Below are 24,126 nucleotides of genomic sequence, written 5' to 3'. Positions count from 1 at the left end.
CAACTAAATTATGCAAATTCTGCGGGCGCGTTAACTTTGCCTAAATGAATGGCATCCAAAGCAATCATTTTTTCTTCGTTGGTTGGGATAACGGCGCAAATGACACGGGCATTTTCACTGGAAACAATTCGCTCTCCACAGGAGTTAGAGCGATTATTCATTTCTGTATCAATCTCTACGCCTAATACAGCCAAATGTTCCATGACCAGACGACGAATTAAACTTGAATTTTCTCCTATTCCGCCGGTGAATATAATTCCATCCAGGCGACGTAATGAGGCTGCGTGTCCGGCAATATGACGGGCAATTCGGTGAACAAAGGTTTTAATTGCCAGTTGCGCGCGTTCGTGACCTTCATGCCAGGCTTTTTCCAGAACACGTAAATCCGAAGAAAGACCGGAAATACCTAATAATCCCGACTCTTTATTCACTACGCGTTCCAGGTCACCCAGGCTCTGGTTGGTTTGGCTGGCGACCCAGGACATCGCCCCGAAGTCGACATCACCACTGCGGGTACCCATCATCAAGCCTTCCAGCGGCGTCATTCCCATTGAAGTGTCAACACTCTGACCGTTGCGAACTGCGCAGATTGACGCGCCATTGCCAAGATGCGCCACGACCAGGCCGGAGTCATCTTCCGCCAGATTCAGCAAAGAATGCGCGCGCTGGGAAACGTAGCGGTGCGACGTGCCGTGGAAACCATAACGGCGTACACCTAACTCTTCATAATATTTCCACGGCAGGCCGTATAAATAAGCCTCCGGAGCCATCGTCTGGTGGAAACTGGTATCAAATACCGCCACCTGAGTTACGCCCGGGAATAATTGCTGCGCCGATTCAATACCACTTAAATTGGCGTAATTATGCAGGGGTGCCAGTGGAGAAACGCGACGGATATTATCAATGACTTCATCGGTAATAATGGCGGACTCGGTAAAAATACTGCCGCCGTGAGCGATGCGGTGGCCAATTAAGGCCACACTGTCATTTAAATTCCGTTTTTCCAGTTCAAATGCAATTGCCTTCAATGCACCTTCGTAGCTGTGGTGAGCCAGCGGTGCTGGCTCTCCCCCATTTACGGATAAGAATGCATTTTCCGAGTTAATACCGTCGGCAATACCTGACATTAATACTTCACAGTCGCTGGCATCGAGTACGGAAAACTTAATCGAAGACGAACCACAGTTAATAACCAAAACAACCGGAAATTCATTCATCTCTTTTCTCATCCTGAGTTACGGATTAAAACAGTTTGTATACGATGTTCAGGATGGTCAGCAGACCAATCACGGTAACAAACACGTTATCCAGACGACCACGGTATTTCGCCAGAGACGGCGCTTTACGGATGGCATACATCGGCAACAGGCACAGCAGGGATGCGATAATCGGTGCGCCCATGGCTTCAATCAGGTCGAGGATGTTCGGGTTGGCGTAGGCAACAACCCAGGTGGAGCCCATGATGAAGATCATGCTGAGAGTATTCAGTTTACCCAGCGACACTTTGGTTTTGTCACCTTTATAACCGAACTTCAGAATCAGGCCATTCAAGCCTTCCAGCGTCCCCAGATAGTGACCGAAGAAAGATTTGAAGATAGCCACGAGTGCGATGATGGAAGCCGCATATTCCAGTGTAATCGCGAACGTTGTTTTGGTACCGGTCATGGACGCAAAGTGGTTAGCCAGATAAGAAAGCACTGGAATATTCTGCGCTTTGGCTTCCGCCATGTTGGCCGGAGACAGCGTAAACAGGCAGCTAAAGGCAAAGAACATCACCACTGCAACCATCAGCATGCTGGCACGAGAAATGATTTGGGAACATTTACGTTCGGTGAAGTCGCGACCGAAGTCTTTCTCATACTCTTCACGTTTAGAAACCACGAAGGAAGAGACGATTGGCGAGAAGTTAAAGGAGAAAACCATGATGGAAATCCCCAGCCAGACAGTGATCAGGATACCGTCATGACCGGTTAACGACAGCGAACCGAGGTCAACCTGGTCGATAACTGCAGAGTTCCAGTAAGGGATCAGCGACAGAGAAATCAGCACCAGGCTGGCGATAAACGGCCATACCAGGTAGCTCATCACTTTAACCATCAGATCCTTACCAAACCAGATGACGAAAGCCATCAGCAGCAACAGGAACAGCGCCACAAAGCCGCGATTCAGCGGTGCAAAGCCGAGCTGGTTTTCCCAGAACGTCATAAAGGTATTGGTAATAGTAACGCCATAAATCCACAGCAGTGGGCAAATCGCGAAGAAGTACAGGAACGTGATAACCACGCCGCCAGTTTTACCAAAATGCTCTTCCACCGTTTCCGTAATGTTGCCGGAAGGGTTAGAGCCAGAAAGACACAGACGCGCCAGCGCCCGGTGGCAATAAAACGCGATGGGGTATGCCAATACCAACATCAGAAGAATCGGGATCAGTCCGCCAAAACCTGCGCGGATAGGGAAGAACAGCACCCCGGCGCCGATTGCCGTACCAAACAAGCCTAACGTCCATGTGGTATCTGATTTACGCCAGGACGATTGTTTTGTCTGGCTGGATACAATGCTATCTGAAGTACTCATATCCTATCCTCAACGAATTAATTAAGCGTCAACGAAACCGGTGATTTGAGAGACGCGAGAAAGATCGATATTGCCGCCGGAAATAATACTGACGGTTTTTCTGTTTTGAATATATTGGTCTAATTTACCGCTTAATAATGCAGCACATGCCAGAGCGCCTGCGCCTTCGGTGACGACTTTATTGCGCTGAATTAAGGCAATCATACTGTTTCTGATTTCATCTTCGCTGACCAGCACGATGTCATCGACTAATTCACGAACGATTTCGTAAGTTAAATTACCCGGGCGGGAGACATCACAACCATCCGCCAGGGTGCCGGTAGTTCGGTGCGTGGTTATTTCTCCGGAGTGGAAAGAAGCCGCCATGCCGTGAACGTTTTCTGACTGTACGCCAATAACACGAATGGTCGGGTTAATAGATTTTATTGCCACCGCAATACCAGCAATTAAACCGCCACCACCAATTGGCACAATCACGTTATCGACATCATAGAGATCTTCCATAATTTCCAGACCAATCGTTCCCTGGCCAGCAATCACTTTCGGATCATCGTAAGGTGGGATAAAAATACGGCCTTCCATTTCGACAATTTCGCTCACTTTAGCGATAGTGTCGTTGAAGTTATCACCATGCAGAACGACTTCTGCGGAGTAGTCGCACGTTGCCGCTACTTTGGATTTCGGCGCGCCTTTTGGCATCACCACTTTACCGTCGATACCCAGCATCGCGCAGGAGAGCGAAACCCCTTGCGCATGGTTGCCCGCAGAGCAGGCCACTACACCTTTACGTTTTTCCGCATCGGTCAGTGAACTTAATTTATTAAATGCGCCACGAATTTTAAATGAACCGGTACGCTGCATGTTTTCGAATTTGAGGAATATTTCACCTTTGCAACGTTCACTAAAATAGTTGGAGCGAGGCATGCCTGTTTTATAAATTCGCCCAGCCAGTCGTTGTTTAGCTTCAATGATGTCATCAATAGCAACCGGGAGATCGTATGTAATATGCATTATAAAACCTCTTAGCCTGAATTAAATATGTAGGTAACCGTAACCGACACCTGCAAAACAGACAGGTGGATTATTTATGTTTAAATAAAAACAAATAACTAACCAACTTCAATTAATTGCCTTCGTCTACACCCATTATAAGATGAATACTCTTTGGCTAATTCCACCAAAACCGATGCTGCTTTTTTAATACGATAATTTTTCGACCATACCGCGGCATATTGTGCCACAGGTAATGTTTCTTCAACCGGAATAGTAATAAATTGATTTGAACCAAAAGGTGATGTCATATCACAAGGAATTACAGTTAAGAAATCAGCATTGAGAACAAGATTATAAATTGTCACGACTGAGTCGGTTTTAACGATGTTTTCAATACTGATGCCATTTCTTTGTAACGTGGTGAGCAGCTCGCTGTAGTACCCCATATTGGTTTGTGGCAACACCCACTGTTCGTTCTTCAACGACTCCAGCGTGGTGGTGCCGGTGCATGTTCGGGACTTACTGGCTACCAGCACAAACTCGGACTCGAACAGCGGCTCAACATGTAAATCCTGAAGCTTCATTTCTGCGCTTAACGTACCAATCGCAAAATCCAGTCGACCGTCGCGGATTGCCGGTAAGAACGAAGACAGTTGCGCTTCATACATAGAAACCTGCGCTTTCGGGAACACCTCTTTGAACTTGTTGATCATCCCGGACATAAAAGTAAAACCAATCAATGAAGGAAAACCAAATGAGACTTCCACCACCGCCTCAGAAGACATACCGCTTATCTCATTAACCATATTTTTCATTTCACGGGTAATGGATTCGGAACGGGAGAGTAACAATTGACCGGCAGGTGTTAATGTTACACCGGTATTTTTCCGCACCACTAATTCCACGCCAAAATAATCTTCAATATCGTTAATGATTTTACTGACAGCCGGTTGAGTTAACCCTAATTCTTTTGCAGCCGAGCCGATAGAACCACTTCTAATGACTTCCTGAAAGACTACCAGGTGCTGCGTTTTCGGAAGAAGAATAGTGCTCATAACGACCTACGTTAATTACCTCATTGACGGCATGAAGTGTATCAAAATGAAATGAACAGGATATGTGCGACCACTCACAAATTAACTTTCAATACTTTCCATGGTATCGTTATTCCAATTAAATATCTTTATATATCAATAAGTTAAAGTATAAAAATCAGCATAAACCCTGATTTTTGTCAAAAAAAATGACGGGGATAACCATATTTTATGGCGATAACATCATTCGTTATGTGGTTAATACAAAAAAGGGGCTGAGACCATATTTCAAGCAATTACCGGATAATTACCAGGCAAATTTTGAGTTAAATTTAATGAGCAAGTTCTCAAATTTTATTATAAATAAATCATTTTCAGCGATAAATAATGCGGCACGTCACATTTTTTCACGCTATTTGTTGGAGAACAAACATTTATTTTATCAATATGTTAAAATTTCGAATACAGGTATTGATCATCTCGAACAATTGATTAACGTCAACTTTCTCCCTCATGACAGGACGTCATTTTGTGAATGCAATCGTTTTCCATAAATTCTTCTCCCCTCATAGGTGACGAATAGCATTTTGTGTTGAGGATCACAAAACGAATAATTGCTGGTCGCCGCGATAAGGTCAGCCAAAGACAACAAGGGGAATTTTCACAGAGCTTTTGATCGGCGTAGGCCACAGAATGTTGCTTCGTTTACTGTAACGCCGGATAAATGAGCGTTTTTTGATAGTGCGAAAGAACCCTGCGAGGAAAATAAGCATCTATTATTGTTTGTCATGATGACAAGGCAGGCATCAATGAAAGGCTTCCCAATTGCACATATTTTTCACCCTTCAATCCCGCCAATGCACGCAGTGGTTAACAATCACAACAGAAATATTGATTATTGGACGGTAAAAAGAAAGTTTGCAGAAATTGTCTCCACCAATGACGTTAATAAAATATACAGTATAAGTAATGAACTGCGGAGAGTATTATCTGCAATTACTGCATTGAATTTCTATCAAGGCGATGTTCCTTCTGTCATGATTCGAATCCAACCGGAAAATATGAGTCCATTCATCATAGATATTTCTACAGGAGAACATGACGATTATATCATACAAACATTAGATGTAGGCACTTTTGCACCTTTTGGCGAACAATGTACTTGCTCAGCCGTCAATAAAAAAGAGCTGGAGTGTATTAAGGAGACGATTTCTAAGTATTGTGCAAAATTCACCCGAAAAGAAGCCATCTTAACCCCCCCTACGTACTTTAATAAAACCGCCATTCCTTCAGATTGTTGGCAAATTCTCTTTTTTTCACCCGATCATTTTAATAATGATTTTTATTGATTATTTATAAAGGATAAAATAATGTCCCCTGTTTCATCAATTGGTAATGATATTAGTAGTGATTTAGCCCGTCGAAAAATGAATGACCTTCCTGAAAGCCCCATAGGAAATAACCTCGAAGCACTAGCACCAGGCATAGAAAAACTAAAACAGACCTCTATTGAAATGGTCACTTTACTTAACGCGTTACAACCAGGTGGGAAATGCATTATCACTGGTGATTTTCAAAAAGAATTAGCGTACTTACAAAATGTAATTCTTTATAATGACTCCTCTCTTCGTCTGGATTTTTTTGGTTATAACGCCCGAATTATTCAACGATCAGACAATACCTGTGAACTTACAATTAATGAACCGTTAAAAAACCAGGAAATATCCACAGGCAATATCAATGTTAATTGCCCATTGAAAGACATTTACAATGAAATCAGGAGATTGAACGTAATCTTTAGTTGTGGGACTGGAGGTATAGTTGATCTATCCTCTCTGGACTTACGGAATGTCGATTTAGAACTTTATGATTTTACAGATAAACATATGGCCAATACAATTTTAAATCCTTTTAAATTGGATGACACAGATTTTACTAATGCCAACATGTTTCAGGTAAATTTCGTTAGTTCAAAACAAAACGCCACAATCTCATGGGATTATTTACTAAAAATAACGCCTGTTATAACAAGCATTAACGATATGTATTCTGAAGAAAAAATTAAGCTTGTCGAAAGTTGTTTAAATGCGCTTGGAGATATTACCGAAGAACAATTAAAAATTATGAGACTTGCAATTATAGAATCTATACCAAGAGCAACTCTAACTGATGAATTAGAAAATGAATTAACAAAAGAAATATATAAAAGCTCATCGAAAATTAACAATTACTTGAACAGAATTAAATTACCAGAGATGAAAGTGTTCTCATTAGAAAAAATAGATTATTACATCGATATAATCATTAAAGATTATGAAAGCGTCAAAGAAAATGCTTATCTAATCGTTCCAAAAATTAATTACAATACAGATTTAAACATAGAGGACTCTAGCTCAGAGGAATTCCTTCCAGATAATACACTCGAGAAAGACGAAAATTCTCCAGACAATGGCTTTGAGGTCGTAAAATATAACACATATGAAGCTTATAACTCAGAGAAGCAATATTTTACCAGAGAGGACTATACGTATGATTACGACCTTTTAAATGCAATATAGACTTAATAATTTCTTACAAAGTCTATTATTAATACCGTAGATATTTATTCATCTTACACTATGCTCCAAAAAGCAAAAACCCGCCAGTTTACGCTGCCGGGTTTTCGTTAAAAGAGGTGAAACTGACCAATAAGCCGCTTTCTTTTGAGTATAGTGTCGTGGACAGTCATTCATCTTTCTGCCCCTCCAAAAAGCAAAAACCCGCCGAAGCGGGTTTTTACGTAAAACAGGTGAAACTGACCGATAAGCCGGGTTCTGTCGTGGACAGTCATTCATCTAGGCCAGCAATCGCTCACTGGCTCAAGCAGCCTACCCGGGTTCAGTACGGGCCGTACCTTATGAACCCCTATTTGGCCTTGCTCCGGGTGGAGTTTACCGTGCCACGGACTGTTACCAGCCGCGCGGTGCGCTCTTACCGCACCCTTTCACCCTTACCTGATCCCGCTTGCGCGGGCCATCGGCGGTTTGCTCTCTGTTGCACTGGTCGTGGGTTTCCCCCCCAGGCGTTACCTGGCACCCTGCCCTATGGAGCCCGGACTTTCCTCCCCTCCGCCCGTCTCCCCCGAAGAGGACGACGACGAAGCGGCGACTGTCTGGTCAGCTTCGGCGCGCAGTATAGAGGGTTTGCGCGCCCTTGTCACCCCGCGTTGCGCATTCCAATCGCCAGTGTCGCGGCGATATTACGTGAAGCACGGTAAATATTGTCATAAGCCCCGCGGAATGCTTCGTCCAACGTACCAATACTGGTCAATACGCTGAAGACCGCATCAATGCCATGCTGATGTACAACGCCAACATCATTGGTCAGGCTACCCGCAATGCCAATCACCGGTTTATTGTACTTTTTCGCCACGTTTGCGACGCCAATCGGAACCTTGCCGTGTATACTCTGGCTGTCAATACGCCCTTCACCGGTGATCACTAGCGTACAATCGTGAATATGTTCCTCCAGATTCAGCGCCGTAGTGACGATTTCAATACCACTTTTCAGTTCCGCACCAAGAAACGCCATTAGCGCCGCGCCCATACCACCCGCAGCTCCTGCGCCGGGGACATCTTTCACATCAACATGCAGCGCTTTTTTAATGACATCGGCATAGTGAGAGAGGTTATTGTCCAGCTCAACAATCATCGCTTCACTGGCTCCCTTTTGTGGGCCAAAGATGCGCGATGCACCGTTATCGCCCACCAGCGGATTGGTGACATCACAAGCGACGCGAATGACGCAATCTTTTAAGCGCGGATCGAGGCCGGAAATATCAATATCATTCAGAGTATTAAGACTACCGCCGCCAAAACCAATTTCATTGCCGTTGGCGTCGCATAATTTCGCCCCCAGCGCCTGTACCATGCCTGCACCGCCATCATTTGTAGCGCTACCGCCAATGCCGATAATAATGTTTGTCGCGCCGCTCTCCAGCGCCTGCAGAATTAACTCGCCTGTGCCGCGTGAAGTGGTCACGAGTGGATCACGTTTTTCCGCAGGTACCAGCTCCAGCCCACTGGCCGCCGCCATTTCAATAAACGCGGTTTTGCCATCGCCGGAGATCCCCCAACTGGCATTCACTTTCTCGCCCAGCGGCCCTGTAACCCAGGCGTGACGTTCGGAACCCTGGGTGGCTGCAATCATCGCTTCCACCGTTCCTTCGCCACCGTCGGCAACAGGAACAGAAACGTACTGTGCATCAGGAAAAATTTCCCGAAATCCTTTTTCTATCGCCTGCGCAACCTCGCTGGCAGATAAACTTTCTTTATAAGAGTCTGGGGCGATTACGATTTTCATACCTATGCCTGTTACCACATGACGCCGGAGGGCGTTTCTCTTATTCGGCCTGGATTCCAGGCCCGGATTGCAATACGCCATCCGGGCACGACGTCATTAACGAGTAACTTCGACTTTCGCCAGTTTTTCGTAGTAGCACGCCAGGGCGCTATGATCTGCCGTTCCTAAACCATCTGCTCGCAGTGCCTGCATCATCTCCATAACCGCAGCTGTGAGCGGCAGTTGCGCGCCGACGCCGTGAGAAGTATCCAGCGCATTCGCCAGGTCCTTAATATGCAGATCAATGCGGAAGCCCGGCTTGAAGTTGCGGTCCATCACCATCGGCGCTTTGGCATCCAGCACGGTACTGCCCGCCAGTCCACCGCGAATTGCCTGATACACCAAATCCGGGTTAACGCCCGCTTTAGTTGCCAGCGTTAACGCTTCTGACATCGCGGCAATATTCAGCGCCACAATGACCTGATTCGCCAGTTTGGTAACGTTACCTGCACCAATTTCCCCGGTATGCACCACGGAACCCGCCATTGCTTTCATCAAATCATAGTATTTGTCGAAAATAGCCTTGTCGCCGCCCACCATCACTGACAGCGTACCGTCGATAGCTTTCGGTTCACCGCCGCTCACCGGAGCATCCAGCATATCAATGCCTTTCGCTTTCAGCGCTTCGCTGATTTCACGGCTTGCCAGCGGTGCGATAGAACTCATATCGATCAATACCGTACCAGGCTTCGCGCCTTCAATAATGCCATTCTCACCCAGCGCCACCTCTTTCACATGAGGGGAGTTTGGCAGCATGGTTATGATGACGTCGCACTGTTCAGCGATCGCTTTAGCCGTAGAGGCTGTTTCTGCACCTGCAGCAATCACGTCAGCAATAGCTTCTGGGTTACGGTCAGCAACCACCAGCGAGTAACCTGCTTTCAGAAGGTTTTTACTCATTGGTTTACCCATAATCCCCAGGCCAATAAAACCAACTTTCATAGTCATATCAATCATCTCTCTTGTTGCGGTGGTGGTTATTTTTTAAAGGTATCAGCCAGTTTCTGAGTGGCAGAGCGGAAGACGCCGAGATCGCTGCCGACAGCCACAAACGTCGCACCCCATTCCAGATAACGACGCGCATCGGCTTCGACCGGTGCGAGGATACCGCTGGGTTTGCCGTGCGCACTGGCACGGTTAAAAATGTGCTGAATTGCTTTTTGTACATCCGGGTGTGAGGCATTGCCGAGATGGCCCAATGCCGCAGCCAGATCGCTGGGACCGACGAAGATGCCGTCTACACCTTCGGTAGCGGCAATGGCATCGACGTTATCTACGCCCTGCTGACTTTCTATCTGGACCAGAATAGTGATGTTCTTGTTCGACTGAGCGAAATAATCCGCCACGGTGCCAAACATATTGGCGCGGTGAGAAACGGAGACGCCGCGAATGCCTTCTGGCGGATAACGCGTCGATGCCACGGCCTGCTCTGCTTCCTCTTTTGTTTCTACAAAAGGAATCAGAAAGTTATAGAAACCGATATCCAGAAGACGCTTAATAATTACCGGCTCGTTGGTCGGCACTCGCACTACTGGCGCGCTGGTGCTGCCTTTCAGGGCCATTAACTGCGGAATAAACGTGGAGATATCGTTTGGCGCATGTTCGCCATCCAGCACCAGCCAGTCAAACCCAGCCAAACCAAGAACTTCAGTGCTAATCGGGTTAGAGAGTGCTGACCAGCAACCAATTTGTACCTGTTTCGCAGCCAGTGCGGCTTTGAATTTATTCGGGAAAACATCGTTATTCATCGCTTATACCTTTGCTTATTTCTGCAATTCCATACGTTTAATGTCGCCAACTACGAAGAGGTAGCAGACCATCGCCATCAGCGCTGAACATCCCACGAAAACCAGTGCTGCATTGAAGGAGTGCAGTTCACTTACCAGGTAGCCAATCACCAGTGGAGTGACAATGGAGGCAACATTGCCAAAGACGTTAAAGACGCCGCCGCAGAGGCCAACAATCTCTTTCGGCGCGGTGTCAGAAATTACCGGCCAGCCCAGCGCACCAAATCCTTTGCCAAAGAAAGCCAGCGCCATCAGCATGACCACCAGCGTGGTGTTGTTGGTGTAGTTACATAAGATAATGGTGGAAGCCAGCAACATTCCCAGCACAATCGGTAGCTTACGTGCCAGGGTCAGGGACAAACCGCGTTTGATCAGATAATCCGAGAAGACACCTCCCAGCACGCCGCCCGCAAAGCCACACAGTGCCGGAATCGAGGCGACCAGACCCACTTTCAGAATCGACATGCCTTTTTCCTGCACCAGATAAATTGGGAACCAGGTGAGGAAGAACCAGGTGATGGTGTTGATAAAATATTGTCCGAAAAATACGCCCAGCATCATGCGGTTAGAGAGCAATTGCTTGATGTAATGCAGTTTGGGACCGCTTGCTGCCACACTGCCCGGCTTTTTGTGGTCCATATCGACCACCGCGCCATTTTCTGAGATAAACTTCAGCTCTTCCGCAGACATACGTGGGTGATCTGTCGGGTTATGAATCAACTTGATCCACAGAGCCGTCAGCACAAAACCAATTATCCCCATAACGGTAAAGACGTGCTCCCAGCCCCAGGCGAAAGTCAGCCAGCCAAGCAGCGGCGAAAAGAGCGCCAGCGAGAAATATTGCGCCGAGTTAAAGATGGCGGAGGCAGTACCACGTTCTTTCGTTGGGAACCAGGCGGCGACAATACGGGCGTTCGCCGGGAATGATGGCGCTTCCGAGAACCCCAGCATAAAGCGCATAAAGAACATGGAGATCCCTGCCCAGGCCAGCGGGAACATATCAACAAAGCCTTGCAGGAAGGTGAATAGCGACCAGAAAAAGAGGCTGTAGGTGTAAACTTTTTTCGAACCAAACTTATCAAGCAGCCAGCCGCCGGGGATTTGCATCAGCAAGTAGGCCCAGCCAAAAGCAGAGAAGATGTAACCCATCGAAACCGCACTTAACTGCAACTCTTTTGCCACTTCGGTACCAGCAATAGACAGCGTTGCACGATCGGCGTAGTTAACGGCGGTAACAATAAAAATAATCAGTAATATTAAATAGCGGGTATGCACGCCTTTCTTTTTTACGTCAACGGTGTCCAGAATCATTTTATTTACCTCGGGTACTTATGCTGATTTTTATTATTATGGGGAAGGTGTTATTTATGAGTTTTATTTATGCCGTTACGACAATGAACTCGGGAATTAGTATAAGCAGCGGGAGAATAATAATCATTGTGCAAATGCTAATTTAATCAGTACTATTTAAATATTATTTTGAGCATATGCACATAAGGTTGCGCGCTAAAGCACAGATTTGCGCTTTACCTTACCGGGCGGCACTGCAATCCCTGAAATGATTGACATTGATCACATTTCTGCGTTTAAACTCCTGACATTCTTATTTCACCCAATGAAGTCATTTATTTTTAAATGAGACCAGGTCCTCATTTTAATAACCCCTGGCTGGAGAATATTGCACAATGGCCAACATCGAAATCAGACAAGAAACGCCAACTGCGTTTTATATAAAAGTTCACGACACAGATAATGTGGCAATTATTGTTAATGATAATGGCCTGAAAGCAGGAACGCGTTTTCCGGATGGGCTGGAATTAATTGAACATATTCCCCAGGGGCATAAAGTCGCATTGCTGGACATTCCGGCTAATGGTGAAATTATTCGTTATGGCGAAGTGATTGGTTACGCCGTGCGCGCAATCCCACGCGGAAGCTGGATCGACGAATCAATGGTTGTACTACCGGAAGCGCCACCGTTACACACGCTGCCACTGGCAACCAAAGTCCCGGAACCCTTACCGCCGCTGGAAGGATACACCTTTGAGGGCTATCGCAATGCCGATGGCAGCGTGGGCACTAAAAACCTGCTCGGCATCACCACCAGCGTCCACTGTGTGGCAGGCGTGGTGGACTACGTAGTAAAAATCATTGAACGCGATCTGCTACCGAAATACCCGAACGTCGATGGCGTGGTGGGGCTGAATCATTTGTACGGTTGTGGCGTGGCGATTAACGCACCGGCGGCAGTTGTGCCTATCCGTACCATTCACAATATTTCGCTGAACCCTAACTTTGGCGGCGAAGTAATGGTGATTGGTCTGGGTTGTGAAAAGTTGCAGCCTGAACGCCTGCTGACTGGAACGGATGATGTGCAAGCTATTCCAGTAGAAAGCGCCAGCATTGTCAGTTTGCAGGATGAAAAGCATGTCGGTTTTCAGTCCATGGTCGAGGATATTTTGCAGGTCGCCGAACGCCATTTGCACAAACTGAATCAACGGCAGCGAGAAACCTGTCCGGCTTCAGAACTGGTTGTCGGCATGCAGTGCGGCGGTAGCGATGCGTTTTCTGGCGTAACGGCAAACCCGGCGGTTGGGTATGCGTCTGATCTACTAGTGCGCTGCGGCGCAACGGTGATGTTTTCAGAAGTCACGGAAGTGCGTGACGCGATCCATCTGCTGACACCACGCGCAGTGAACAAAGAGGTCGGCAAACGGCTGCTGGAGGAGATGGAGTGGTACGATAACTATCTCAATATGGGAAAAACCGACCGCAGCGCCAACCCTTCGCCGGGCAACAAGAAAGGCGGTCTGGCAAATGTGGTGGAGAAAGCGCTCGGCTCCATTGCTAAATCGGGTAAAAGTGCAATTGTTGAAGTGCTGTCGCCCGGTCAACGCCCGACTAAACGCGGATTAATTTACGCCGCGACGCCAGCCAGCGATTTTGTCTGTGGCACGCAACAGGTGGCTTCGGGTATCACCGTGCAAGTGTTTACGACCGGCCGTGGTACGCCGTACGGCCTGATGGCGGTACCCGTCATTAAAATGGCAACCCGCACCGAGCTGGCGAACCGCTGGTTTGATTTAATGGATATTAATGCGGGCACCATCGCTACCGGCGAAGAAACTATTGAAGAGGTGGGCTGGAAGTTGTTCCACTTTATTCTCGACGTCGCCAGCGGGAAGAAGAAAACCTTCTCAGATCAATGGGGACTGCATAACCAGCTGGCGGTGTTTAACCCGGCACCGGTGACCTGATTTCTTTTGGAACGTCCCTCGCAAAACATGGCCTTAGTGCCATGTTTTTATTGTTTAAAGCCCCCACGTCCATTAATAATGCATTTGCATTACCTTAGTTCAAGCTTATAATTTGAGCAGAAAACAGGCTGTAAAAGGACAGTGAATCATGCCCGCTAATGCTCGCTCTCACGCTGTACTGACCACTGAATCAAAGGTCACGATACGCGGACAAACAACTATCCCCGCGCCAGTGCGTGAGGCCTTAAAACTGAAGCCAGGCCAGGACAGCATTCATTACGAAATTCTGCCTGGTGGGCAAGTATTTATGTGCCGACTGGGAGATGAACAGGAGGATCATACTATGAATGCATTTTTGCGTTTTCTGGATGCAGATATCCAGAACACCCCGCAAAAAACTCATCCATTCAACATTCAACAAGGAAAGAAACTTGTCGCTGGCATGGACGTCAACATTGATGATGAGATTGGCGACGACGAATAATGGATTTTCCACAAAGGGTTAATGGTTGGGCGCTATATGCTCATCCCTGTTTTCAGGAAACCTACGACGCTTTAGTTGCCGAAGTCGAGATATTAAAGGGAAAAGATCCTGAAAATTATCAGAGAAAAGCCGCCACAAAGTTATTGGCGGTAGTCCATAAAGTGATTGAGGAGCATATCACGGTCAATCCATCATCACCGGCATTCCGTCATGGCAAGTCGTTAGGCTCTGGGAAAAATAAAGACTGGTCACGGGTAAAATTTGGTGCTGGTCGTTATCGTCTCTTCTTTCGTTATAGTGAAAAAGAGAAAGTCATCATTCTGGGATGGATGAACGATGAAAACACTCTGCGCACCTACGGTAAAAAAACAGATGCTTATACCGTATTCAGCAAAATGTTAAAAAGAGGACATCCTCCTGCCGACTGGGAAACCCTCACCCGAGAGGCAGAAGAAACCCATTGATGGTGTTCACAATGCCCGCCGAACGCATTCGTGTTGACCAGCGGGCACCCTTTCTCACTCCCCGACCAGAATCACTTCAACCCCAGCCTTTCGCAGGCCTTCCAGACTATCCGCAGGAATGCCTTCATCAACAATGATCATGTCGATACGTTGAGTATCAATGATCTTATGTAAACTGGAACGATTGAACTTACTGGAATCGGTGACCACGATGATCCGTTCCGCAACTTCGCACATCCGACGGTTTAAACGAGCTTCATCTTCATTATGCGTGCTGACGCCGCGCTCCAGATCGATCGCATCTACGCCAAGAAACAGCATATCGAAGTGGTAATTTTGCAGCGATTGTTCAGCCTGATCGCCGTAAAAAGATTGCGACTGACGGCGCAAATGCCCGCCGGTCATCAGCAGCTCAACGCCTTCCGCTTCCAGCAACGCATTAGCCACGTTCATACCGTTGGTCATCGCAATTACGTCAGTGTGCTTGCGCATCAGACGAGCAATCTCAAAAGTGGTGGTCCCAGAATCGAGGATCACCCGATGACCTGGCTGAATCAACTCAACGGCAGCTTTCGCAACGCTGCGTTTCATCGCAGTGTTCAGCGCGCTTTTATCTTCCACTGATGGCTCGACTGACGGCGTCGTGCTATCGCAGATCAACGCGCCGCCATAGGCACGCACAGCGATCCCCTGCTTTTCCAGAAACGCCAGATCGTTGCGGATCGTCACAGTAGATACGCCATACAATGCCGACAGATCGTTAACCTGCACACTCCCTTGCTGTCGCAGACGCTGAATGATCTGTTCTCGTCGCTCGCTGGTGCCTGTCATTCGCTTCTCACCTGTAGCGTCGGTATTACTCATAGTAAGTCCTTTCGTAAAACTTTCGTTTCATTTCGTTTTGCCTATTAACGCCTTTCTATTAAGCAAATGCAAGCCCACCTTGCCCATTGGCGCAAGCTACTCTCGTTTCAGTGGCTTTCATTATGTTTCTTTTGTGAATCAGATCAGAAAACCATTATCTTTCGTTTTATTTTTATCTCACCATGGCGCAGTATCAACTGAAACAAAACGAAAGATTAATATCGCAGTAATCTGAACTGGAGAGGAAAGTGAAACATCTGACAGAAATGGTGAGACAGCACAAAGAGGGCAAAACAAATGGAATTTATGCCGTTTGTTCCGCACATCCGCTGGTGCTGGAAGCTGCAATCCGCTACGCCAGTGCAAACCAAACGCCGTTACTGATTGAAGCAACCTCCAATCAGGTAGACCAGTTCGGCGGTTATACTGGAATGACGCCCGCCGATTTTCGCGGCTTTGTTTGTCAGCTCGCCGACTCGTTGAATTTCCCACAGGATGCGTTGATTTTGGGAGGCGACCATCTGGGGCCAAACCGCTGGCAAAACCTGCCAGCCGCTCAGGCAATGGCCAATGCCGATGATTTGATTAAAAGCTACGTGGCGGCAGGATTCAAAAAAATTCACCTTGATTGCAGCATGTCCTGTCAGGACGATCCAATTCCCTTAACTGATGACATCGTGGCTGAACGCGCCGCACGTCTGGCGAAAGTGGCGGAAGAAACCTGTCTTGAACACTTTGGCGAAGCCGATCTGGAGTATGTCATTGGTACCGAAGTACCGGTACCTGGCGGCGCGCATGAAACCTTAAGCGAGCTGGCGGTCACCACGCCGGATGCCGCCCGCGCCACGCTGGAAGCCCATCGTCACGCCTTTGAAAAGCAAGGTTTGAATGCCATCTGGTCACGCATCATTGCCCTGGTGGTTCAACCCGGCGTCGAATTCGATCACACCAACGTTATTGATTATCAGCCAGCTAAAGCGACCGCCTTAAGCCAGATGGTCGAAAACTACGAAACGCTGATTTTCGAAGCGCACTCTACCGATTATCAAACGCCGCAATCGCTGCGCCAGCTGGTGATTGACCACTTTGCCATTCTGAAAGTTGGCCCGGCGCTGACCTTCGCCCTGCGTGAAGCTCTGTTCTCTCTGGCAGCGATTGAAGAAGAACTGGTGCCAGCAAAAGCCTGTTCTGGTCTGCGTCAGGTGCTGGAAAACGTGATGCTCGACCGCCCGGAATACTGGCAAAGCCACTACCACGGTGACGGTAACGCGCGTCGTCTGGCGCGTGGTTATAGCTACTCGGACCGCGTGCGCTATTACTGGCCAGACAGCCAGATTGATGACGCTTTCGCTCATCTGGTTCGTAATCTGGCGGATTCACCAATTCCGCTACCGCTCATCAGCCAGTATCTGCCGCTGCAATACGTGAAAGTTCGCTCCGGCAAGCTACAACCGACGCCACGGGAACTCATTATCAACCATATTCAGGACATCCTGGCGCAGTACCACACAGCCTGTGAAGGCCAATAAGCAAAACAAAGAGGAACACGCTATGCCAAATATTGTTTTAAGCCGGATTGATGAACGCTTGATTCACGGTCAGGTCGGCGTTCAGTGGGTCGGATTTGCGGGGGCAAATCTGGTGCTGGTAGCCAACGATGAGGTTGCCGAAGATCCGGTACAACAAAACCTGATGGAAATGGTACTGGCAGAAGGGATCGCCGTACGTTTCTGGACGCTGCAAAAAGTCATCGACAACATTCATCGCGCCGCCGATCGACAGAAAATCCTGCTGGTTTGTAAAACACCTGCCGATTTCCTGACGCTGGTGAAAGGTGGCGTTCCGGTGAATCGCATTAACGTTGGCAATATGCACTACGCCAATGGCAAGCAACAAATCGCCAAAACGGTTTCTGTAGATGCGGGCGATATCGCAGCATTTAACGACCTGAAAGCCGCTGGGGTGGAATGCTTCGTTCAGGGCGTCCCGACAGAGCCTGCTGTGGACCTCTTTAAATTACTTTGAGGGATTCATCATGGAAATCAGTCTGTTGCAGGCATTCGCGTTGGGCATTATCGCCTTTATCGCTGGCCTGGATATGTTTAACGGCCTAACCCATATGCACCGCCCGGTGGTCCTCGGCCCGTTGGTCGGGCTGGTACTTGGCGATCTGCATACCGGTATTTTAACCGGCGGTACGCTGGAACTGGTGTGGATGGGGCTGGCCCCGCTGGCAGGCGCACAACCGCCTAACGTGATTATCGGTACTATCGTCGGCACGGCGTTTGCCATTACTACTGGCGTGAAACCCGATGTCGCGGTCGGTGTCGCCGTACCTTTCGCTGTTGCAGTACAGATGGGGATTACCTTCCTGTTCTCGGTGATGTCTGGCGTGATGTCTCGCTGCGACCGGATGGCGGAGAACGCCGATACACGCGGCATTGAACGCGTGAACTATCTGGCATTGCTGGCACTCGGCACTTTCTATTTTCTCTGCGCTTTCCTGCCTATCTACTTCGGCGCAGAACATGCCAAAACCATCATTGATGTCCTGCCGCAACGATTAATCGACGGCCTCGGCGTCGCGGGCGGCATCATGCCAGCAATCGGTTTTGCCGTGCTGCTGAAAATCATGATGAAAAACGTCTACATCCCCTACTTCATCCTGGGCTTTGTTGCCGCCGCCTGGCTCAAGTTACCGGTGCTGGCTATTGCTGCCGCCGCGCTGGCGATGGCGCTGATCGATCTGCTGCGTAAATCTCCTGAACCGACTCAACCTGCGGCACAGAAAGAGGAATTTGAAGATGGCATCTAATCAAACCACCCTGCCGAACGTCAGTGAAAACGAAGAAACATTGCTGACTGGCGTCAATGAAAACGTGTATGAAGATCAGAGCATTGGCGCGGAGCTGACGAAAAAAGATATCAACCGCGTCGCCTGGCGTTCCATGCTGTTACAAGCGTCTTTTAACTACGAACGTATGCAGGCTTCTGGCTGGTTGTACGGTCTGCTGCCTGCTCTGAAAAAGATCCACACTAATAAACGCGACCTGGCGCGCGCCATGAAGGGGCATATGGGTTTCTTCAATACCCATCCGTTTCTGGTGACGTTTGTTATCGGCATTATCCTTGCGATGGAGCGTTCTAAGCAGGACGTTAACAGTATTCAGAGCACCAAAATTGCCGTCGGTGCGCCGCTTGGCGGGATTGGCGATGCAATGTTCTGGCTAACGCTACTGCCGATTTGTGGCGGGATTGGAGCCAGTCTGGCATTGCAAGGCTCCATTCTTGGCGCAGTCGTCTTTATTGTGCTGTTCAACGTGGTACACCTGGGGCTGCGTTTTGGTCTGGCGCATTATGCTTACCGCATGGGCGTGGCGGCGATTCCACTCATTAAAGCGAATACCAAAAAAGTCGGCCATGCTGCGTCTATCGTTGGGATGACGGTAATCGGCGCGCTGGTGGCAACCTATGTTCGTTTAAGCACCACGCTGGAAATCACAGCGGGCGACGCAGTGGTTAAGTTACAGGCTGATGTTATCGACAAACTGATGCCTGCCTTCTTACCGCTGGTCTACACCCTGACCATGTTCTGGCTGGTACGCCGCGGCTGGAGTCCGCTGCGCCTGATTGCAGTGACCGTGGTTCTCGGCATCGTCGGTAAATTCTGTCATTTCCTTTAAATACAATGAGGTATTAGATGTTAAGTATTATTTTGACAGGGCATGGCGGATTTGCCAGCGGCATGGAAAAAGCAATGAAGCAAATCCTCGGCGAGCAATCGCAGTTTATCGCCATCGATTTTCCGGAAACCTCAAGCACCGCGCTGCTTACATCGCAGCTTGAAGAGGCCTTCGCCCAACTGGATTGTGAAGACGGCATTGTTTTTCTGACGGATTTGCTGGGCGGCACGCCGTTTCGCGTAGCTTCAACGCTGGCGATACAAAAACCGGGCTGTGAAGTGATCACCGGCACCAATTTGCAACTGCTACTGGAGATGGTGCTGGAGCGCGAAGGGTTAAGCGGTGAAGAGTTCCGTGTGCAGGCGCTGGAGTGTGGACACCGTGGGCTGACCAGTTTGGTGGACGAGTTAGGCCGCTGCCATGAAGAATGTCCGGTCGAGGAAGGAATATGACACACGTTCTGCGCGCCAGAAGGCTGCTGACTGAAGAGGGATGGCTCGATGACCATCAGTTGCGTATTGCTGACGGTGTCATCGCAGCAATCGAACCGATTCCAGTGGGCGTGACTGAACGCGATGCGGAACTGCTCTGCCCCGCTTACATCGACATCCATGTACACGGTGGTGCGGGCGTTGATGTAATGGATGACGCGCCGGATGTGCTCGACAAGCTGGCAATGCACAAGGCACGCGAAGGTGTCGGCAGTTGGTTACCGACCACCGTAACCGCGCCGCTTAATACCATTCATGCGGCGCTGAAACGTATTGCTCAACGTTGCCAACGCGGCGGACCTGGTGCGCAAGTGCTGGGGAGTTATCTCGAAGGACCGTACTTCACGCCGCAGAATAAAGGCGCGCATCCGCCGAAGCTGTTTCGCGAGCTGGAAATTACCGAGCTGGATCAATTGATTGCCGTTTCTCAGCACACCTTGCGCGTGGTAGCGCTGGCACCGGAAAAAGAAGGGGCATTGCAGGCCATCCGCCATCTTAAACAGCAAAACGTACGGGTGATGCTGGGGCATAGCGCGGCGACCTGGCAACAAACCCGTGCCGCGTTTGACGCTGGTGCCGACGGTCTGGTGCATTGCTATAACGGGATGACAGGTTTACATCACCGCGAACCGGGAATGGTTGGCGCGGGATTAACGGACAAGCGCGCCTGGCTGGAACTGATAGCCGATGGTCATCATGTGCATCCGGCGGCGATGTCGCTGTGTTGTTGCTGTGCGAAAGAGAGAATCGTGCTGATCACCGACGCGATGCAGGCAGCCGGGATGCCGGATGGTCGCTATACGTTATGTGGCGAAGAAGTGCAGATGCACGGTGGCGTTGTCCGTACCGCGTCCGGTGGACTGGCGGGCAGTACGCTGTCTGTTGATGCGGCAGTGCGCAATATGGTCGAGTTGACGGACGTAACGCCTGCGGAAGCCATCCATATGGCGTCGCTGCATCCGGCGCGTATGCTGGGTGTTGATGATGTTCTGGGATCGCTTAAACCGGGCAAACGCGCCAGCGTCGTTGCGCTGGATAGCGGGCTGCATGTGCAACAAATCTGGATTCAGGGTCAATTAGCTTCGTTTTGATGGTTTGCTCCTTTATTGGGCCTTCACTTCCCCCGTAAGGCCTTTCTTTTTCTTTCTTTTTGATCTGTGCAGCGGTGTCGGATGCGACGCTGACGCGTCTTATGCGACCTACGGTACGCCGCATCCGGCAATCGGTGCACATAGCAACGTCATCATGCAATTCTTTAATCTTCCCTTGTCTTTTCTTTCAACGATCACAAATTTCGTTTTATTTCTTTTTTCTCCATTGAACTTTCAGTTTCTTTTCTATAGATTTTAATCAACGAAAGACATCACCAAGTGAAATGAAACGAAAGGTAAGCGAAAGCGACAACGCCCGACGTCAAGTTCATCAGACTAAGGATTGAGTTATGCCAGAAAATTACACCCCTGCTGCTGCCGCAACCGGTACATGGACTGAAGAAGAGATCCGCCATCAGCCTCGCGCATGGATCCGTTCACTCACCAACATCGACGCGCTACGTTCCGCGCTCAATAACTTCCTTGAACCGTTACTGCGCAAAGAGAATCTGCGGGTAATCCTGACCGGAGCCGGAACCTCGGCATTTATCGGTGACATCATCGCGCCGTGGCTCGCCAGCCATACCGGTAAAAACTTCAGCGCCGTACCGACCACCGATCTGGTCACTAATCCGATGGACTACCTGAACCCAGCTCATCCACTGCTGTTGATCTCCTTCGGTCGATCCGGCAACAGCCCGGAAAGCGTCGCCGCCGTGGAACTGGCAAATCAATTTGTACCCGAGTGCTATCACCTGCCGATCACCTGCAACGAAGCGGGCGCTCTTTACCAAAACGCGATCAACAGCGATAACGCGTTTGCCCTGCTGATGCCCGCAGAAACGCACGATCGCGGCTTTGCGATGACCAGCAGCATTACCACCATGATGGCCAGCTGCCTCGCGGTTTTCGCACCTGAGACGATCAACAGCCAGAGCTTCCGCGACGTGGCGGAACGTTGCCAGGCGATCCTGACCTCACTGGGCGATTTCAGCGAAGGTGTGTTTGGTTACGCACCGTGGAAACGGATCGTTTATCTCGGCAGCGGTGGCTTACAGGGCGCAGCACGCGAGTCGGCGCTGAAAGTGCTGGAACTGACGGCGGGTAAACTGGCGGCCTTTTATGATTCCCCAACCGGATTCCGTCATGGACCAAAATCGCTGGTCGATGACGAAACGCTGGTGGTGGTATTTATCTCCAGCCACCCCTACACCCGTCAGTATGATCTTGATCTACTGGCTGAACTTCGCCGCGATAACCAGGCGATGCGCGTAATCGCCATCGCCGCGGAAAGCACAGACATCGTTGCTGCCGGTCCACATATTATCCTGCCGCCGTCACGTCACTTTATCGACGTTGAGCAGGCATTTTGCTTCCTGATGTACGCCCAGACGTTTGCACTGATGCAGTCGCTGCACATGGGCAATACGCCGGATACCCCATCAGCCAGTGGCACCGTTAACCGCGTGGTGCAAGGCGTAATCATTCATCCGTGGCAGGCATAAGAGGATCGCATTATGAGCATTATCTCCACCAAATATCTGTTACAGGACGCCCAGGCCAATGGCTACGCGGTGCCTGCCTTTAACATTCATAACGCCGAGACGATCCAGGCGATCCTCGAAGTGTGCAGTGAAATGCGATCGCCGGTGATCCTCGCCGGAACGCCGGGGACCTTTAAACATATCGCGCTGGAAGAGATCTACGCCCTGTGTAGCGCCTATTCCACAACCTACAACATGCCACTGGCGCTGCATCTCGACCACCACGAATCGCTGGATGATATTCGCCGTAAAGTCCACGCAGGCGTGCGCAGTGCGATGATCGACGGCAGCCACTTCCCGTTTGCCGAGAACGTAAAGCTGGTGAAATCGGTTGTCGACTTCTGCCACTCACAGGATTGCAGCGTGGAAGCAGAACTGGGCCGCCTGGGCGGTGTTGAAGATGACATGAGCGTTGACGCCGAAAGTGCATTCCTGACCGATCCACAAGAAGCTAAACGCTTTGTCGAACTGACTGGCGTCGACAGCCTGGCGGTAGCGATTGGTACGGCGCACGGCTTATACAGCAAAACGCCGAAGATTGATTTCCAGCGGCTGGCGGAAATTCGTGAAGTGGTGGATGTTCCTCTGGTGCTGCATGGTGCCAGCGATGTTCCGGATGAATTTGTCCGTCGCACTATTGAACTTGGCGTCACAAAAGTGAACGTTGCCACAGAATTAAAAATAGCCTTCGCTGGCGCGGTTAAAGCCTGGTTTGCGGAAAATCCGCAGGGTAATGATCCTCGTTATTATATGCGCGTCGGTATGGATGCGATGAAAGAAGTTGTCAGAAATAAAATTAATGTCTGTGGTTCAGCGAATCGAATTTCAGCATAATCATTAGTTTTTTATGATTTATCCCAATGTACTTCCCGATTAATATCGGGGAGTGCCTTAATGGTAAAGGAGATAACTAAACCTTAATAAATACATCAGTACAATATCGCAACAATAATATATTTAAAAAAATTATATTATTCAACTTTATGGTGAGGATTACACAATGAGCAGTCCAAATATTCTCTTAACCCGTATTGATAACCGTCTGGTTCACGGTCAGGTTGGCGTGACCTGGACATCTACCATCGGTGCAAATCTGCTGGTAGTCGTGGATGATGTTGTCGCTAACGATGATATTCAACAGAAATTAATGGGTATTACCGCGGAAACCTACGGCTTTGGCATTCGTTTCTTTACTATCGAAAAAACCATTAATGTCATCGGCAAAGCTGCACCGCATCAAAAGATCTTCCTGATTTGCCGTACGCCACAAACGGTACGTAAATTGGTAGAAGGTGGCATTGACCTGAAAGATGTCAACGTCGGCAATATGCATTTCTCGGAAGGGAAAAAGCAAATCAGCAGTAAAGTTTATGTCGATGACCAGGATCTCACGGACTTACGTTTTATTAAACAACGTGGCGTGAATGTTTTCATTCAGGACGTCCCTGGCGATCAAAAAGAACAAATCCCTGACTAAATC

The 24,126-nt window shown here is 48.9% G+C and carries 24 protein-coding genes and 1 other RNA gene; 15 read left to right on the top strand and 10 right to left on the bottom strand.

From position 1 onward, the window contains the following. Positions 1 to 8: 8 nt before the first annotated feature. From tdcD to tdcA, 4 genes are all read right to left on the bottom strand, one after another. Positions 9 to 1,217, bottom strand: coding sequence for a propionate kinase (gene tdcD, locus ACK8NJ_RS03005; RefSeq protein ID WP_001297162.1), 1,209 nt, complete (start codon positions 1,215 to 1,217; stop codon positions 9 to 11). Between the two features lie 25 nt (positions 1,218 to 1,242). Then, complete coding sequence (tdcC, locus tag ACK8NJ_RS03000) at positions 1,243 to 2,574, bottom strand: threonine/serine transporter TdcC (protein WP_000107721.1); 1,332 nt, start codon at positions 2,572 to 2,574, stop codon at positions 1,243 to 1,245. Between the two features lie 21 nt (positions 2,575 to 2,595). Beyond that, positions 2,596 to 3,585 (bottom strand): bifunctional threonine ammonia-lyase/L-serine ammonia-lyase TdcB, encoded by a 990-nt coding sequence (gene tdcB, locus ACK8NJ_RS02995; protein ID WP_000548347.1) that lies wholly within the window; start codon positions 3,583 to 3,585, stop codon positions 2,596 to 2,598. 98 nt (positions 3,586 to 3,683) lie between these two features. After that, on the bottom strand, positions 3,684 to 4,622 hold the full coding sequence (tdcA, locus tag ACK8NJ_RS02990) for a transcriptional regulator TdcA (RefSeq protein ID WP_000104211.1): 939 nt from the start codon (positions 4,620 to 4,622) through the stop codon (positions 3,684 to 3,686). Positions 4,623 to 4,936: 314 nt separating this feature from the next. Here tdcA and tdcR point away from each other — a divergent pair, with 314 nt between their 5' ends. From tdcR to ACK8NJ_RS02975, 3 genes are all read left to right on the top strand, one after another. Beyond that, entirely contained in the window at positions 4,937 to 5,155 is a 219-nt protein-coding gene (gene tdcR / locus ACK8NJ_RS02985; RefSeq protein ID WP_001309776.1) for a transcriptional activator TdcR, read from the top strand. 255 nt (positions 5,156 to 5,410) lie between these two features. After that, positions 5,411 to 5,950 (top strand): protein YhaB, encoded by a 540-nt coding sequence (yhaB, locus tag ACK8NJ_RS02980; RefSeq protein ID WP_000675749.1) that lies wholly within the window; start codon positions 5,411 to 5,413, stop codon positions 5,948 to 5,950. Positions 5,951 to 5,971: 21 nt separating this feature from the next. After that, the gene (locus ACK8NJ_RS02975; protein WP_097336434.1) at positions 5,972 to 7,159 is read left to right on the top strand and encodes a YhaC family protein; all 1,188 of its coding nucleotides are present in this window, start codon (positions 5,972 to 5,974) and stop codon (positions 7,157 to 7,159) included. Positions 7,160 to 7,387: 228 nt separating this feature from the next. Here ACK8NJ_RS02975 and rnpB read toward each other — a convergent pair. The 5 genes from rnpB to garP form a co-directional block, all read right to left on the bottom strand. Further along, an RNA gene (gene rnpB, locus ACK8NJ_RS02970) (RNase P RNA component class A) lies at positions 7,388 to 7,764 on the bottom strand. Between the two features lie 32 nt (positions 7,765 to 7,796). Next, positions 7,797 to 8,942 carry a glycerate 2-kinase gene (gene garK / locus ACK8NJ_RS02965; RefSeq protein WP_001521378.1) on the bottom strand — a complete coding sequence of 382 codons (1,146 nt, stop codon included), beginning with the start codon at positions 8,940 to 8,942 and terminating at the stop codon, positions 7,797 to 7,799. 96 nt (positions 8,943 to 9,038) lie between these two features. Further along, positions 9,039 to 9,929 (bottom strand): 2-hydroxy-3-oxopropionate reductase, encoded by an 891-nt coding sequence (garR, locus tag ACK8NJ_RS02960; RefSeq protein ID WP_001303675.1) that lies wholly within the window; start codon positions 9,927 to 9,929, stop codon positions 9,039 to 9,041. A 29-nt stretch (positions 9,930 to 9,958) separates the two neighbouring features. After that, entirely contained in the window at positions 9,959 to 10,729 is a 771-nt protein-coding gene (garL, locus tag ACK8NJ_RS02955; protein ID WP_001723934.1) for a 2-dehydro-3-deoxyglucarate aldolase, read from the bottom strand. 15 nt (positions 10,730 to 10,744) lie between these two features. Beyond that, positions 10,745 to 12,079 carry a galactarate/glucarate/glycerate transporter GarP gene (gene garP, locus ACK8NJ_RS02950; RefSeq protein ID WP_024046198.1) on the bottom strand — a complete coding sequence of 445 codons (1,335 nt, stop codon included), beginning with the start codon at positions 12,077 to 12,079 and terminating at the stop codon, positions 10,745 to 10,747. Positions 12,080 to 12,453: 374 nt separating this feature from the next. On the opposite strand from garP, the gene garD reads away from it, so the two are divergent. The 3 genes from garD to yhaV all read left to right on the top strand — a co-directional run bounded on the left by garD (position 12,454) and on the right by yhaV (position 14,973). Continuing rightward, positions 12,454 to 14,025 (top strand): galactarate dehydratase, encoded by a 1,572-nt coding sequence (gene garD / locus ACK8NJ_RS02945; RefSeq protein ID WP_001273757.1) that lies wholly within the window; start codon positions 12,454 to 12,456, stop codon positions 14,023 to 14,025. A gap of 148 nt (positions 14,026 to 14,173) precedes the next feature. Beyond that, on the top strand, positions 14,174 to 14,509 hold the full coding sequence (gene prlF / locus ACK8NJ_RS02940; RefSeq protein ID WP_089703942.1) for a type II toxin-antitoxin system antitoxin PrlF: 336 nt from the start codon (positions 14,174 to 14,176) through the stop codon (positions 14,507 to 14,509). After that, positions 14,509 to 14,973, top strand: a complete 465-nt coding sequence (gene yhaV / locus ACK8NJ_RS02935) for a type II toxin-antitoxin system ribonuclease toxin YhaV (RefSeq protein WP_089703945.1) — start codon at positions 14,509 to 14,511, stop codon at positions 14,971 to 14,973. Before prlF ends, yhaV begins: the two co-directional genes overlap by 1 nt. Before the next feature lie 54 nt (positions 14,974 to 15,027). On the opposite strand, the gene agaR is transcribed toward yhaV, so the two are convergent. Then, the gene (agaR, locus tag ACK8NJ_RS02930; protein WP_089703948.1) at positions 15,028 to 15,837 is read right to left on the bottom strand and encodes an aga operon transcriptional regulator AgaR; all 810 of its coding nucleotides are present in this window, start codon (positions 15,835 to 15,837) and stop codon (positions 15,028 to 15,030) included. Positions 15,838 to 16,085: 248 nt separating this feature from the next. Between agaR and kbaZ the strand changes: the two genes are divergently transcribed. The 9 genes from kbaZ (at position 16,086) to agaB (ending at position 24,123) form a co-directional block, all read left to right on the top strand. After that, positions 16,086 to 17,366, top strand: coding sequence for a tagatose-bisphosphate aldolase subunit KbaZ (kbaZ, locus tag ACK8NJ_RS02925; RefSeq protein ID WP_001559983.1), 1,281 nt, complete (start codon positions 16,086 to 16,088; stop codon positions 17,364 to 17,366). 22 nt (positions 17,367 to 17,388) lie between these two features. Next, positions 17,389 to 17,862, top strand: coding sequence for a PTS N-acetylgalactosamine transporter subunit IIB (agaV, locus tag ACK8NJ_RS02920; RefSeq protein ID WP_001295547.1), 474 nt, complete (start codon positions 17,389 to 17,391; stop codon positions 17,860 to 17,862). A gap of 10 nt (positions 17,863 to 17,872) precedes the next feature. Then, the gene (gene agaW / locus ACK8NJ_RS02915; RefSeq protein WP_000406214.1) at positions 17,873 to 18,652 is read left to right on the top strand and encodes a PTS N-acetylgalactosamine transporter subunit IIC; all 780 of its coding nucleotides are present in this window, start codon (positions 17,873 to 17,875) and stop codon (positions 18,650 to 18,652) included. Further along, positions 18,642 to 19,520, top strand: coding sequence for a PTS N-acetylgalactosamine transporter subunit IID (gene agaE / locus ACK8NJ_RS02910; RefSeq protein ID WP_001295548.1), 879 nt, complete (start codon positions 18,642 to 18,644; stop codon positions 19,518 to 19,520). The genes agaW and agaE overlap by 11 nt, the downstream gene beginning before the upstream one ends. Before the next feature lie 17 nt (positions 19,521 to 19,537). After that, on the top strand, positions 19,538 to 19,972 hold the full coding sequence (gene agaF / locus ACK8NJ_RS02905; RefSeq protein ID WP_089703953.1) for a PTS galactosamine/N-acetylgalactosamine transporter subunit IIA: 435 nt from the start codon (positions 19,538 to 19,540) through the stop codon (positions 19,970 to 19,972). Beyond that, complete coding sequence (gene nagA, locus ACK8NJ_RS02900) at positions 19,969 to 21,102, top strand: N-acetylglucosamine-6-phosphate deacetylase (protein ID WP_411962095.1); 1,134 nt, start codon at positions 19,969 to 19,971, stop codon at positions 21,100 to 21,102. The genes agaF and nagA overlap by 4 nt, the downstream gene beginning before the upstream one ends. 350 nt (positions 21,103 to 21,452) lie before the next feature. Further along, positions 21,453 to 22,607, top strand: coding sequence for an AgaS family sugar isomerase (locus ACK8NJ_RS02895; RefSeq protein WP_089703959.1), 1,155 nt, complete (start codon positions 21,453 to 21,455; stop codon positions 22,605 to 22,607). Between the two features lie 12 nt (positions 22,608 to 22,619). Beyond that, positions 22,620 to 23,480 (top strand): tagatose-bisphosphate aldolase subunit KbaY, encoded by an 861-nt coding sequence (gene kbaY, locus ACK8NJ_RS02890; protein ID WP_000022766.1) that lies wholly within the window; start codon positions 22,620 to 22,622, stop codon positions 23,478 to 23,480. A 166-nt stretch (positions 23,481 to 23,646) separates the two neighbouring features. Then, positions 23,647 to 24,123: a PTS galactosamine transporter subunit IIB gene (gene agaB, locus ACK8NJ_RS02885; protein WP_000098025.1), complete on the top strand. Its 477-nt coding sequence runs from the start codon at positions 23,647 to 23,649 to the stop codon at positions 24,121 to 24,123. Positions 24,124 to 24,126: the final 3 nt, after the last annotated feature.

The organism is Escherichia sp. F1, from assembly GCF_046764225.1.
Lineage (GTDB): Bacteria > Pseudomonadota > Gammaproteobacteria > Enterobacterales > Enterobacteriaceae > Escherichia > Escherichia coli.
The sequence above is the reverse complement of the archived record's forward strand: the minus strand, read 5'-3'. Positions and strand labels throughout refer to the sequence as shown.

What these genes read in the sequence shown, in the direction of transcription:
- tdcD (WP_001297162.1), bottom strand. Translation starts at nt 1,217, where the DNA reads ATGAATGAATTTCCGGTTGTTTTGGTTATTAACTGTGGTTCGTCTTCG.
- tdcC (WP_000107721.1), bottom strand. Translation starts at nt 2,574, where the DNA reads ATGAGTACTTCAGATAGCATTGTATCCAGCCAGACAAAACAATCGTCC.
- tdcB (WP_000548347.1), bottom strand. Translation starts at nt 3,585, where the DNA reads ATGCATATTACATACGATCTCCCGGTTGCTATTGATGACATCATTGAA.
- tdcA (WP_000104211.1), bottom strand. Translation starts at nt 4,622, where the DNA reads ATGAGCACTATTCTTCTTCCGAAAACGCAGCACCTGGTAGTCTTTCAG.
- tdcR (WP_001309776.1), top strand. Translation starts at nt 4,937, where the DNA reads ATGAGCAAGTTCTCAAATTTTATTATAAATAAATCATTTTCAGCGATA.
- yhaB (WP_000675749.1), top strand. Translation starts at nt 5,411, where the DNA reads ATGAAAGGCTTCCCAATTGCACATATTTTTCACCCTTCAATCCCGCCA.
- ACK8NJ_RS02975 (WP_097336434.1), top strand. Translation starts at nt 5,972, where the DNA reads ATGTCCCCTGTTTCATCAATTGGTAATGATATTAGTAGTGATTTAGCC.
- garK (WP_001521378.1), bottom strand. Translation starts at nt 8,942, where the DNA reads ATGAAAATCGTAATCGCCCCAGACTCTTATAAAGAAAGTTTATCTGCC.
- garR (WP_001303675.1), bottom strand. Translation starts at nt 9,929, where the DNA reads ATGACTATGAAAGTTGGTTTTATTGGCCTGGGGATTATGGGTAAACCA.
- garL (WP_001723934.1), bottom strand. Translation starts at nt 10,729, where the DNA reads ATGAATAACGATGTTTTCCCGAATAAATTCAAAGCCGCACTGGCTGCG.
- garP (WP_024046198.1), bottom strand. Translation starts at nt 12,079, where the DNA reads ATGATTCTGGACACCGTTGACGTAAAAAAGAAAGGCGTGCATACCCGC.
- garD (WP_001273757.1), top strand. Translation starts at nt 12,454, where the DNA reads ATGGCCAACATCGAAATCAGACAAGAAACGCCAACTGCGTTTTATATA.
- prlF (WP_089703942.1), top strand. Translation starts at nt 14,174, where the DNA reads ATGCCCGCTAATGCTCGCTCTCACGCTGTACTGACCACTGAATCAAAG.
- yhaV (WP_089703945.1), top strand. Translation starts at nt 14,509, where the DNA reads ATGGATTTTCCACAAAGGGTTAATGGTTGGGCGCTATATGCTCATCCC.
- agaR (WP_089703948.1), bottom strand. Translation starts at nt 15,837, where the DNA reads ATGAGTAATACCGACGCTACAGGTGAGAAGCGAATGACAGGCACCAGC.
- agaV (WP_001295547.1), top strand. Translation starts at nt 17,389, where the DNA reads ATGCCAAATATTGTTTTAAGCCGGATTGATGAACGCTTGATTCACGGT.
- agaW (WP_000406214.1), top strand. Translation starts at nt 17,873, where the DNA reads ATGGAAATCAGTCTGTTGCAGGCATTCGCGTTGGGCATTATCGCCTTT.
- agaE (WP_001295548.1), top strand. Translation starts at nt 18,642, where the DNA reads ATGGCATCTAATCAAACCACCCTGCCGAACGTCAGTGAAAACGAAGAA.
- agaF (WP_089703953.1), top strand. Translation starts at nt 19,538, where the DNA reads ATGTTAAGTATTATTTTGACAGGGCATGGCGGATTTGCCAGCGGCATG.
- nagA (WP_411962095.1), top strand. Translation starts at nt 19,969, where the DNA reads ATGACACACGTTCTGCGCGCCAGAAGGCTGCTGACTGAAGAGGGATGG.
- ACK8NJ_RS02895 (WP_089703959.1), top strand. Translation starts at nt 21,453, where the DNA reads ATGCCAGAAAATTACACCCCTGCTGCTGCCGCAACCGGTACATGGACT.
- kbaY (WP_000022766.1), top strand. Translation starts at nt 22,620, where the DNA reads ATGAGCATTATCTCCACCAAATATCTGTTACAGGACGCCCAGGCCAAT.
- agaB (WP_000098025.1), top strand. Translation starts at nt 23,647, where the DNA reads ATGAGCAGTCCAAATATTCTCTTAACCCGTATTGATAACCGTCTGGTT.